This is a genomic window from Antarctobacter sp. (assembly GCF_034670325.1).
Taxonomy (GTDB): domain Bacteria; phylum Pseudomonadota; class Alphaproteobacteria; order Rhodobacterales; family Rhodobacteraceae; genus Antarctobacter.
Genome location: NZ_JAXMNR010000004.1, coordinates 307,364 through 319,105, shown reverse-complemented (window position 1 = coordinate 319,105; position 11,742 = coordinate 307,364). Strand labels below are relative to the sequence as shown.

The 11,742-nt window shown below is 61.9% G+C and carries 9 protein-coding genes and 2 tRNA genes; 7 read left to right on the top strand and 4 right to left on the bottom strand.

What is annotated here, in order from left to right:
• Positions 1–191: 191 nt before the first annotated feature.
• Both VOI21_RS12185 and VOI21_RS12180 read right to left on the bottom strand, forming a co-directional pair.
• Positions 192–267, bottom strand: a tRNA-Val gene (locus VOI21_RS12185).
• A gap of 223 nt (positions 268–490) precedes the next feature.
• Positions 491–565, bottom strand: a tRNA-Val gene (locus VOI21_RS12180).
• Positions 566–779: 214 nt separating this feature from the next.
• On the opposite strand from VOI21_RS12180, the gene VOI21_RS12175 reads away from it, so the two are divergent.
• Together VOI21_RS12175 and VOI21_RS12170 are read left to right on the top strand one after the other, a co-directional pair.
• The gene (locus tag VOI21_RS12175; RefSeq protein ID WP_323770149.1) at positions 780–974 is read left to right on the top strand and encodes a hypothetical protein; all 195 of its coding nucleotides are present in this window, start codon (positions 780–782) and stop codon (positions 972–974) included.
• Positions 975–1,288: 314 nt separating this feature from the next.
• Positions 1,289–1,543, top strand: coding sequence for a hypothetical protein (locus VOI21_RS12170; protein WP_323770148.1), 255 nt, complete (start codon positions 1,289–1,291; stop codon positions 1,541–1,543).
• 83 nt (positions 1,544–1,626) lie between these two features.
• Here VOI21_RS12170 and lon read toward each other — a convergent pair whose 3' ends face one another.
• Positions 1,627–4,035: an endopeptidase La gene (lon, locus tag VOI21_RS12165; RefSeq protein ID WP_323770147.1), complete on the bottom strand. Its 2,409-nt coding sequence runs from the start codon at positions 4,033–4,035 to the stop codon at positions 1,627–1,629.
• Between the two features lie 583 nt (positions 4,036–4,618).
• Between lon and VOI21_RS12160 the strand changes: the two genes are divergently transcribed.
• Genes VOI21_RS12160 through VOI21_RS12150 form a run of 3 tightly spaced genes read left to right on the top strand, consistent with a single transcriptional unit; the run spans position 4,619 to position 7,442 of the window.
• On the top strand, positions 4,619–5,836 hold the full coding sequence (locus VOI21_RS12160; protein ID WP_323770146.1) for an NAD-dependent epimerase/dehydratase family protein: 1,218 nt from the start codon (positions 4,619–4,621) through the stop codon (positions 5,834–5,836).
• Positions 5,833–6,627: a glycosyltransferase family 8 protein gene (locus tag VOI21_RS12155; protein WP_323770145.1), complete on the top strand. Its 795-nt coding sequence runs from the start codon at positions 5,833–5,835 to the stop codon at positions 6,625–6,627. Before VOI21_RS12160 ends, VOI21_RS12155 begins: the two co-directional genes overlap by 4 nt.
• Positions 6,624–7,442: an NAD(P)-dependent oxidoreductase gene (locus VOI21_RS12150; RefSeq protein WP_323770144.1), complete on the top strand. Its 819-nt coding sequence runs from the start codon at positions 6,624–6,626 to the stop codon at positions 7,440–7,442. Before VOI21_RS12155 ends, VOI21_RS12150 begins: the two co-directional genes overlap by 4 nt.
• A gap of 159 nt (positions 7,443–7,601) precedes the next feature.
• Here the strand turns inward: VOI21_RS12150 and tgt are convergent, their stop codons facing one another.
• Complete coding sequence (gene tgt, locus VOI21_RS12145; protein WP_323770143.1) at positions 7,602–8,729, bottom strand: tRNA guanosine(34) transglycosylase Tgt; 1,128 nt, start codon at positions 8,727–8,729, stop codon at positions 7,602–7,604.
• 170 nt (positions 8,730–8,899) lie between these two features.
• Between tgt and VOI21_RS12140 the strand changes: the two genes are divergently transcribed.
• Together VOI21_RS12140 and VOI21_RS12135 are read left to right on the top strand one after the other, a co-directional pair.
• Positions 8,900–10,627, top strand: coding sequence for a glycosyltransferase family 2 protein (locus VOI21_RS12140; RefSeq protein WP_323770142.1), 1,728 nt, complete (start codon positions 8,900–8,902; stop codon positions 10,625–10,627).
• Positions 10,624–11,574, top strand: a complete 951-nt coding sequence (locus VOI21_RS12135; RefSeq protein ID WP_323770141.1) for a glycosyltransferase family 2 protein — start codon at positions 10,624–10,626, stop codon at positions 11,572–11,574. The genes VOI21_RS12140 and VOI21_RS12135 overlap by 4 nt, the downstream gene beginning before the upstream one ends.
• Positions 11,575–11,742 lie beyond the last annotated feature (168 nt).

The window sequence follows — 11,742 nt, the reverse complement described above, 5'->3', positions numbered from 1 at the left end:
CGCTCTTGCGCGGTCGGTCTGAACATGACGGAACGGCGGGACGTCGCAAGCTTAAATCGCGCGGTCTTTCGGTGCGTGCGAAGCGGCGCTTTTCATGACCACCTGAACGACCCAAAACGCGTTGCACGACACCCGGGAACTGGCAGAAAGCCACAGGTGTCACACACCTCAGGCAGGTTCAGTTGGGGAAATGGTGGGTGATGAGAGGCTCGAACTCCCGACATCTTCGGTGTAAACGAAGCGCTCTACCAACTGAGCTAATCACCCTGACCGAGGCCGGATTTACATAAAGCCTCTGCCACGTGCAAGCCTCATTGTGACGGTCTCGGAACCTTCTCTCTCGCCCCCCCACAACATCGCTGCATTCAAGTTACATGGGACATACGCGCCCCGGACCGGCGAACCGGGAGGGCGCCGGTGGCGCAAATCCGTCCCTTGCCGCACCGCGGGCTATTGGCCTAAGCGGTCGCCTGTACAACCAAGTGGAAAATGGTGGGTGATAAGGGATTTGAACCCCTGACATCTTCGATGTGAACGAAGCGCTCTACCACTGAGCTAATCACCCGGTGGCGGTCCTATTACCGTCACGGGCCGCCCTGTGCAAGAGGGGCAGCACGCAAAAATGCCGCCGTTTTCATCCTCTTCGCGCCGATCAACGGCAGAGGCAGCATCGGCACAGTCCGCGTCCGAATCTCACGCAACGGCACGCAGTTGCTTGACTCGCAACGAATCCCCAATGCAGGATTTTCCACACGTTTCACCTGGGCTTGGAGAAAAATATGAAAAAGACGATTGCTGCCGCAAGTCTTCTGGTCGCTGCCACGACCGCCACAACCGCATTCGCTGGAAGCTATGAGGAGCCTTATGTCGCGCCGCCGGTCATCGTTGCTGAGACTCAGCAGACCAGCAGCAGCGCCGCGATGCTGATTGCCTTGATGACCATCGTGGTCTTTGGCGTTGCAGCCAGCCAGTAAGGTATAACGCGCCCGGGTCTGATCCCGGCTGGACGTTGGTTTTGCGATCCGTGGCCTGATCGGGCCGTGGATGCGGCTCCGGACACCGGGGACAATACCAAGGGAACAAGGGTCCTTCAGCATTGCTGCGGGGCCCTTTTCTTATGCGCGAGGGACCGCCCCCTGTTCTGTCGGTCCCGCAGTGGGCGACGCGGCGTTGCGCCGTGAGGCAACTTGCCCTAACGTCACTTCACGTGCATTTGGCGACCGATACGTCACCCAGTTCGAAGTGGAATGCCGGCCTGCCAGCCGCACCATCACAATCGGGGGATCTGATGAAGAAAATCGTACTGACAACCGCGCTTTGCCTGACGATGGCTGGCGCAGCTTTTGCTGACACCAAATCCAAGGCGAAAATGAAACCGGATCAGCTGCGCACTGACATGGTCGTGTCGTCGCAAAGCGCCGAACTGTCGCCCGTGTCATCCGGTGCCAGCATCCTCATTCCGCTTTTGTTAATTGTCATTCTCGCAACAGCCGCCAGTTCCGGTGGCGGCGGCGACCACTATCATTATTACCCGGGCTATTGATCCGGCATCCCAAGCAAAAAAACGCGCGGTGGTCTCCCACCGCGCGTTTGTGATTCAAACCATGTATCAGGTTGCGGGCAAAATCAGTGCGCCCGTGCACCCGCCACGGTATCCTCTGCCGTCGCCTTGGCTGCCGCGGCGGCCTCTTCGGCCGCCTCGTCCCAATCCACCGACTCCGGTTTCGAGATCAGGGCGATGTCCAGCACTTCGGAGACGTGCTTGACCGGGATGATCTCCAGACCCTGTTTCACATTGTCCGGCAGTTCGACCAGGTCCTTTTCGTTCTCTTCGGGGATGAGAACGGTCTTGATCCCGCCGCGCAGGGCCGCCAGCAGTTTTTCCTTCAAACCACCGATGGGCATCGCGTTGCCGCGCAACGACACTTCGCCCGTCATGGCGATGTCTTTGCGCACCGGAATGCCGGTCAACACGGACACGATCGACGTCACCATGGCCAGACCCGCCGAGGGCCCGTCCTTGGGTGTTGCGCCGTCCGGCACGTGGACGTGGATGTCCAGCTTGTCGAACTTCGGCGGCTTGACCCCGATCTGCGGTGAGATCGAGCGCACGTAAGAGGCCGCCGCGTCGATGGACTCTTTCATGACGTCGCCCAGCTTGCCGGTGGTCTTCATCCGGCCTTTGCCCGGCAATTTCAGCGCCTCGATCTGAAGCAGGTCGCCGCCGACAGAGGTCCAAGCCAAACCAGTGACGACACCCACCTGGTGTTCGTCCTCGGCCAGACCATAGCGGAACTTCTTCACGCCAAGGAAATCGTCAAGGTTCTCGGACGAGACCACGACCTTTTCGGTTTCCTTCTTGACGATCTTGGTCACCGCTTTGCGCGCCACCTTGGCAATCTCACGCTCAAGGTTCCGAACGCCCGCCTCACGGGTGTAGTAGCGCACCATATCGGTCAGGGCGTCGTCCTGAATTGTAAGCTCACCCTTCCGCAGACCGTGGTTCTTGATCACCTTGTCCAGCAAGTGACGCTTGGCAATCTCGATCTTTTCATCCTCGGTGTAACCCGAGAGCGAAATGATCTCCATCCGGTCCAAAAGCGGCCCCGGCATGTTGTAAGAGTTCGCCGTGGTCACGAACATCACGTTGGACAGATCGTATTCCACCTCAAGATAGTGGTCCACGAAAGTCCCGTTCTGTTCGGGGTCCAGCACCTCCAGCATGGCCGAAGCAGGGTCGCCACGGAAATCCTGACCCATCTTGTCGATCTCGTCGAGCAGGATAAGCGGGTTCGTGGTCTTCGCCTTTTTCAGCGCCTGAATGATCTTGCCCGGCATGGAGCCGATATAGGTCCGGCGGTGGCCACGGATCTCGGATTCGTCGCGCACGCCGCCCAGCGAAATGCGGATGAACTCACGCCCAGTGGCTTTGGCGACCGATTTGCCGAGGCTGGTCTTACCGACCCCCGGAGGACCGACAAGGCAGAGGATCGGGCCCTTCAGCTTTTTCGAGCGCGCCTGAACGGCAAGATACTCGACGATCCGTTCCTTGACCTTTTCAAGGCTGTAGTGGTCGTGATCGAGGATTTCCTGAGCCTTGTTCAGGTCCTTTTTCACGCGGCTTTTCACACCCCACGGAATGCTCAGCATCCAGTCAAGGTAGTTGCGCACCACCGTGGCCTCGGCGGACATCGGCGACATGTTCTTGAGCTTTTTCAGCTCGGCATCGGCCTTTTCACGGGCCTCCTTGGAGAGCTTGGTGCCAGAGATTTTTTCCTCCAGCTCGGCGATTTCGCCTTCGCCCTCTTCGCCGTCGCCCAGCTCCTTCTGAATGGCCTTCATCTGCTCATTCAGATAATACTCGCGCTGGGTCTTCTCCATCTGGGTCTTGACGCGGGTCTTGATCTTTTTCTCGACCTGCAGGACCGACAGTTCGCCCTGCATCAGGCCATAGACCTTTTCCAGACGCTCGCTGATGGACAGAGTCTCAAGCAGTTCCTGCTTTTGGTGAACTTCCACACCCAAATGCCCGGCGACAAGGTCGGCCAGTTGCGCGGGCTCTGTCGCCTCACCAACGGCGGACAGCGCCTCTTCGGGGATGTTCTTTTTGATCTTCGAGTAACGCTCGAACTCTTCGGCCACCGTATGCACCAGCGCCTCGATCGCGGCGGTGTCGCCGGGCATCTCGGTCAGGTACTCGGCCTTGGCCTCAAAGTAGTTGTCGTTCTCGATGTATTCTTCGATGCGCACACGCGTCTGGCCCTCGACCAGCACCTTGACGGTGCCGTCGGGCAGTTTCAGCAGTTGCAGCACATTGGCCAGCACACCGGCCTTGAAAATGCCGTCGGTGCCCGGATCGTCGATGCTTGGATCGATCTGCGACGCCAGCAGGATCTGCTTGTCGTCGTTCATCACTTCTTCCAAGGCGCGCACCGATTTCTCGCGCCCTACGAAGAGCGGCACGATCATATGCGGGAACACCACGATGTCCCGCAACGGCAGCACCGGGTAGGAAGGATTGAGGGGTTGTTTCATGCTCGTGTCCTGTTCTTGGCAAGACGTCCCTGCCCCGCTTCGCGGCAGCATTTGGGCCGTCTCCGGTCCTGAGGGCTGGATATGGGGTCAGAGCGCCCGGATTCAAGCGCACGGCCCCGGCCCGTGGTGGTCGGCAGCATGGCCTTGCGCCCGCGCAGGTGCAAGTGGCCTTGGCGACTCTACAGGTTTTCCGTCAGCCCGCCGCGCACATTATGCAGACAATCCGAAGGACCTGCGCGGCGCGGCGGCCAACGGCGCTGAAACACAGCGGCCAGAAGGCCAGCCAGACCGGCACCTCCCGCCCCGCCACAAAGACCACAGCGAATCGTATTTCTTGCGGTTGAGGCGAAAAATCGGCCGCCAACGGTTGCGCGCCCCGAAGTGGATGGCAGAGTTCCGCCGACAACACACCTGTATCAATTTCATCTACACCCCATGATTTTGCACAGTTTTTTACGACCCAATCACATACCGGCGACATCAATTGTTAAGAAAGCTTCATTTTACATCACGACCTGTGCAGCCTACGCCCAAACGCCAAAGCGGGCGAAAACGCCCGGGCACAAAGCACAGGAGCACCCCCATGCGCATCGCGATCCTTGGCGGCGACGGTTTCGTCGGCTGGCCGACCTGCCTGCATCTGTCTGCACAGGGCCATGAGGTCCACATCCTCGACAACCTGTCACGCCGCTGGATCGACACCGAACTGGGCGTGCAATCCCTGACCCCGATGGATTCGATTCAGGAACGGTGCCGCATCTGGAAACAGACCAGCGGCGAGACGATCCATTTTCACCTGCTCGATCTTGCCAAGGAATTCGAACGGCTAAAGCAATGGCTGACCGACGTGCGCCCCGACGCGATCATCCATTTCGCCGAACAGCGCGCCGCGCCCTATTCGATGAAGACCGATCGCCATAAGGTCTACACCGTCAACAACAACGTCGGCGCGACGCATAACCTGCTGGCTGCTATGGTGGAATCGGACTGCGACGCGCATCTGGTGCATCTGGGAACCATGGGCGTCTATGGCTATTCATCGGTCGGCGCGCCGATCCCCGAGGGCTATCTGGACGTCACAATCGACACGCCCACTGGGCCCAAGAGCCAAGAAATCCTGTACCCGACGCGCCCCGGTTCGGTCTATCACATGACCAAGTCGCTGGATCAGATCCTGTTCCAGTTCTACGCCCAGAATGACGGCGTCAGGATCACCGACCTGCATCAGGGCATCGTCTGGGGCACGCACACCGATCAGACACGTCGGCATGAGCAGTTGATCAACCGGTTCGACTATGACGGCGACTATGGCACAGTTCTGAACCGCTTTCTCATTCAGGGGGCAATCGGCTATCCGCTGACGGTGCATGGCACCGGCGGCCAGACGCGCGCGTTTATCCACATTCAGGATTCGGTCCGTTGCATCGAACTGGCGCTGACCGACGCGCCTGAGGCCGGGGAACGGGTGCGCATCTTCAACCAGATGACCGAAACGCACCGCGTCCGCGATCTGGCAGAGAAAGTGTCGGACCTGACCGGCACCCCGGTCAAATACCTGCCCAACCCCCGCAAAGAGGCCGCCGAGAACGACCTGATCGTCAAGAACGATCAGTTCCTTGCACTGGGCCTGAACCCGATCACGCTGGCCGAGGGACTGCTGTCCGAGGTTGTCGATGTGGCGAAGAAATTCAGCCACCGGATAGATCGCAGCCGCGTCGCCGCCGTGTCCGCCTGGACCAAGGACATCGGCACCCGCGTCGATCATGACCCAGAGGGCAAGGCGCTGCGGTCGGTATCGTGAGCCGGGCTTATGTGACACTGGTGACCAACGCGGATTTCGCGTTGGGCGCCAAGGCCTTGCTGCATTCTCTGAATGTGACCGGCACGCAGGCAGACCGGGTGGTTCTGCACACCGGCGGGGTGCCGGAGGGGGCGCTTTTGCCCCTACGCGCACTCGGCGCAAGGCTGGTCAAAGTGGACCTGTTGCCCACCTCTGAGGGCTTCAACGCCGCCCACGCGAAACAGGCCCTGCATGGGGCCGCGCCCTTTACCAAAGGCACCAAACCCGCCTTTCACACCCCGCTCGACAATTTCTGCAAGCTGCGGCTGTGGCAATTGCCCTACGCCCGGGTCGTGTTCCTCGACGCCGACACACTGGTGCTGCGCAACATCGACAAGCTGTTCGACTACCCCGAATTCTGCGCCGCCCCCAACGTCTACGAAAGCCTGTCAGACTTCCACCGGATGAACTCGGGCGTCTTTACCGCGCGGCCCGCGCAGGCCACCTTTGACGCGATGCTGACACAACTCGACACGCCCGGCGCGTTCTGGCGGCGCACCGACCAGACCTTCTTGCAGGACTTCTTTCCCGACTGGAACGGCCTGCCGATCACCTACAACACGCTGCAATACCTCTGGTTTAACCTACCGGGCCTCTGGGATTGGGACGACATCAAGGTCCTGCACTTCCAGTACGAAAAACCGTGGCAGGACCACGCCAAGGCAGACCGTCTGCGGCCGCTGATCGACCTCTGGCGCGCCTACGCCGCCGGAGAAACACCGGACCTCTCCTCCTTGCCCCGCGCCGCATGATCGCCCTGACCGGCGCTACGGGCCTGTTGGGTCGTTTTCTGTTGGACGGATTGCCCGGTCCAATCGTGACGCTAGGGCGCCGCCCTGTGGCCGGCTACGCCCACCGCCTCTGGGACCTTACCGGAGCCGCGCCAGACCTCGCCGGTATCGACACAGTGATCCACGCCGCGTTCTCGCATGTCCCGGGGCGCTATCGCGGCGGTGAAGGCGACGACCCCGACGGCTTTCTGGCCGCCAATCTCGACGGCGCGCGCCGCCTGTTCGACGCCGCAGCCAAGGCGGGTGTACGAAGGGTCATCTTTCTCTCTTCGCGCGCGGTTTTTGACGGCAGCGCAACCGGCGTCCCTTTGACCGAGGAAACACCGCCCAACCCCGCCTCCCTCTACGGACAGGTCAAGGCACAGGCAGAGGCCCATCTCGCCGCTCTGCCCCTCATCGGGCAAAACCTGCGCGCCACCGGCGTCTACGGCCCCGGCCCCAACCACAAGTGGCAAGACCTCTTCGCCGACTATCTGTCAGGCCAATCCGTCGCGCCGCGCCGGGGGACCGAAGTCCACGGCGCAGACCTCGCCCAAGCCTGCCGCCTCATGCTGAACAGCCACCAGACCGGCGCTTTCCACCTCTCCGACCTTCTGCTCGACCGACACGACCTGCTGTCAGAGGTCCAGCGCCTCACGGCTTGCCCCCACGCGCCGCCGCCCCCCAGCGACCGCCCGGTCGCCCCCCTGATCTGCATCCGCCTGCCCGCTCTTGGCTGGCAACCGGGTGGCATGGACCTGTTGCGCACCGACCTGCCGAGGATGCTGAAGCAATAAGACGTGCGGGGCCGGTCCGGCCTTTGGCTTGCGTGCGCGGCAAGCCTCATCCCTCTTTCGCGCGGCACCGTCCCGGCGAGAAAGATGAAGCAAAAGTAAAACCATCTCTGTAACCCATTGATTTTCAACACCCACGGACGTGTCCACGCGTGGACAGCCTCACAGCGGCGCGATATCGCCCTCGGCCCGCAGCGCATGAAACTCCGCCTCAAAGGCGTCAAACCGACCGTCGGAAATCGCCTCTCGCATCCCGGCCATCAACTCCTGATAGTAATGCAGGTTGTGCCAGGTCAGCAGCATGCCAGAGATCATCTCACCCGCGCGGAAAACATGGTGCAGATAGGCACGCGAATAGCCGCGACAGGCCGGGCAAGTGCAATGCTCGTCCAAGGGGCGCGGATCATCCGCATGGCGGGCGTTCTTGATGTTGACCTGCCCGCGCCGCGTCCAGGCCTGACCGGTGCGGCCCGACCGGGACGGCAAGACACAGTCCATCATATCGATGCCGCGCTTGACGGCCCCGACGATGTCGTCGGGCTTGCCCACACCCATCAGGTAGCGCGGTTTGTCCTCAGGCAGCATTCCAGGCGCATAGTCCAGACAGCCAAACATGGCCTCCTGCCCCTCGCCAACAGCCAGACCACCCACCGCATAGCCATCAAAGCCAATCGCCTTCAACGCCTCGGCGCTTTCTCCACGCAGATCCTCTTCCAAGCCGCCTTGCTGGATGCCGAACAACATGTGTCCGGGCCGATCGCCAAAGGCCTCACGCGACCGCGCCGCCCATCGCATCGACAGGCGCATCGACTCCGCGATCCGGTCGCGATCCGCCGGTAGTGCCGGGCATTCGTCAAAGGCCATCACGATGTCAGAGCCCAACAGCTTCTGGATCTCCATCGACCGTTCCGGCGACAGCATGTGCTTGGAGCCGTCGATATGGCTGCGAAAGGTCACGCCGTCCTCGGTCAGCTTGCGCAATTCGGCCAGACTCATCACCTGAAAACCGCCCGAATCCGTCAGGATCGGTCCCGCCCAGTTCATGAACCTGTGCAGCCCGCCCAGCCGCGCCACCCGCTCGGCCCCCGGTCGCAGCATCAGGTGATAGGTGTTGCCCAGCAAGATATCCGCGCCGGTCTCCGCCACGCTGTCGGGCATCATGCCCTTGACCGTGGCCGCCGTGCCCACGGGCATGAAGGCCGGTGTGCGGATCTCGCCCCGAGGTGTACGGATCACGCCCCGCCGCGCGCGCCCGTCTTGGGCTGTCAACTCGAATGATGTCTGTGCCATGCGCGCCCCTCTACACCCATCCCACGGCGGAACAAAGCCGCAAAACTCATCGCACAGGCCAACCCTAGGCAAGGTCCCGCAGGGGCCGCAGCCGAGACACCCGGCGCGCGCTTGCGCGCTCAATCAGATCACCGCTTGCCCATCGCCGCGCTCCCGGCCACTCTGCCGACATGAGCAGAACACCCACGTACAATGGCGGCATCAAAGCCGTAATCGCCCAGTATGAGGCGCGCCGCGCACCCTTGCCCGGCGACCACGGGTTGCCGCCCGCCGACACCGATCTCACAGCCCTTGCAGGCCAGACCGTCGACGATCCGGACGACGGCCCCTTTGCCCCGCCCTTTGCCAACAACCTGCACCGCAAGACCTACCAGTTGCGCAAGGAATTGCTGGGCCAATCCGAGCTTGCCGTCCTGCACGGGCTGACCATCTCACATCTACGCAAGCGCAGCTTTCCTAACCACGCGCCGCTGCTGTTCCAACGCCTCTGGGCGGAACACGGCGCGCATCTGCTGGACCAGCTTGACGCCCGCTGGCTGGTCTCAGCCGTCACCACCTTTGGCGACCACGGGGCAACCCCGGTCCAGCGCAGCACCGGCCTTGCCCTCACAACCCTCTTCGGGATGATGAAACTCTACGAGAGCGAGCGTCTCTACAGCGGCAAACCGCCTGACAAACCCTTTCCCGTCACCGACCGCCTCCGCGCCAAACTGCCCCTGCAAATGGACGCCTACGCGCTGGTCGGTGGCGGGCTGGACGTCAACCTGATTGCCCGCCTCTGGCAAGAGGCAGAGGGCGACGCGGTGATCCAACCGCTTGCGCATCATTTGCTGGACCTGCTGATCCATGATCCGGGCGGCGTGTTCCGTCGTCTGTCCATCATGTCCGCCCGCAAGGCCCGCCGCGACAAATCCGGGGCCGAGGCGATAAACGCAGCCCCCGTCCCCGCGCGCCCCCGCAAAACGCCAGAGACCCTCCGCTGGGGCCTCGTCAGCACCCTCAAAGCCCCATTGCCGCAAATCGCACGTTTTGCGGCGCATCATATCGACCTTGGGGCGCATGTATTGCACCTCTACCTAGACGCACCCGATACAAAGGCCGCTGCCTTCCTGTCGCGGCACCCGCGCATCCACGTCACGCAATGTGACGACGCCTATTGGCAGGCGTCAGGCCGCGCCCGGCCAGAAGCGCATCAACTGCGCCAAGCCTTCAACGCCACCCGCACCCTGCGCGCCAGCGCCGATGTACTCGACTGGCTGGGCCATATCGACCACGACGAATTCCTGATTCCGAACCGACCGCTGTCCGAGATCCTGTCCAGCGTCGCCCCCGACATCGCGCTGGCGCGTGTCCCCCCGGCCGAGGCGCTGGCGCAAGAGAACGGCACGCCTCGACACTTCAAGCTGACGCACAAACAGGCGGGTGTGAAGAAATCCCTGTTGCAGGAAATCTACCCCACCTTCGGCCTGCATTTGTACGGTGGTTTCCTCAGTCACACGGGCGGCAAGGTCTTTGCCCGCCCCGGCATCCCCGACACCCGCCTTGGCATCCACACGCTCAAGTACAAAGGTGAGGACGCCACCAACCGCACGAAACCGGACGGTCTGTATCTGGCACATTTCCATGCGCCCAACTGGACGCATTTCCACAACCATCTGACATTTCGCCGCGAAAAGGGATCGTACCGCTCCAACGACGCCCGCCCCGAGATGGGACAGGGCGCATTGCTGGCTTATCTGGAACAGGAAGAGGGTGAGCCCGGCCTGCGCGCCTTTTTCGATGAGGTCTGCGCCGATACGCCGGACCTGCGCGCCCGTCTGGCGGCGCATGGCATGTTGCTGACCCACGACTTCGACTTTGACGCCTGCGTGCGCCGTGTCTTTGGGGAATTGCCGTGACGCGCTGGGGCACGGTCACGACGGTCAAGGCACCGCTGGAGGCGATCCAGACCTTTGTCGCATGGCATCTCGAACAAGGGGCGCACCGGATCTACCTCTACCTCGACGAGGACGCGCCACAGACGTTTGCCGCCCTCAAGGCCCACCCGAAAATTCGCGTCACGCAGACTGACGCCGCCTATTGGGCCAAACGCAATGGCCGCCCGGACAAACATCAGGCGCGGCAAGCCGCCAACGCCCGCCATGCCAACAACCGCAAACCGGAGGTCGGCTGGCTGGCCCATATCGACGTGGATGAATTCCTGCTTAGCGGCCGATCGATTTCCGACCAACTGGCCGCCCTGCCCGCTGACGCGCTCTGCGTCCGCGTCCGACCCGTTGAGGCACTGGCCCCGGGCAGCGGAACCGCCGAGGGAGAGACCGCTTTCAAGGCATTTCATCTGGATCAAGCGGCACGCCAACATGCGGCGCAGGCTTGTTTCCCGACCTGGGGGCGGCACTTGTCAGGCGGCTTTCTCAGCCATGTGGCCGGCAAGCTGTTCTTTCGCGCCGGCACCAAAGGTTTGCAGATTCGCATCCACAACGTGATCCTGAACGATGTGCAAAACCCCGGTCAGGTCGCTTTGCCCGACATCGAACTGGGCCACTTTCACGCCGACAGCTGGGATCATTTCCTGACGTCTTACCGATTCCGTCTGGCCCGCGGCTCTTACCGGGCCGAATTGAAACCACAGGTGCGCGCCAAAGATGCCGTAACCTTGCATGATCTCTTTCAGGGCATCGAAGAGGCAGGCGGCGAACCCGCCCTGCGCCGTTTCTATGACGAGGTTTGCGTTGCGGACCGGGCCTTGTGCGACCGGCTGGAGGCGCACGGTCTGCTGCGGCGGCACCGCTTGAAACTGGCCGAATTGCGCGATTGTCACTTTCGTGACATCAATTCGGCCTAACTTGAGGTACTATCTACAAACTGGAAACACCCTTTGGCGGTCTTCTGGGGCATACAGCCACGTCCCGATTGACCTTTTGCCAAGATTTTACTAAGGCAAGCTGCACCAAGGGGATGAATGCACTGCTTATGGACCACGCGGGTCCGCTCCCCATCAGATGCGCGGGCC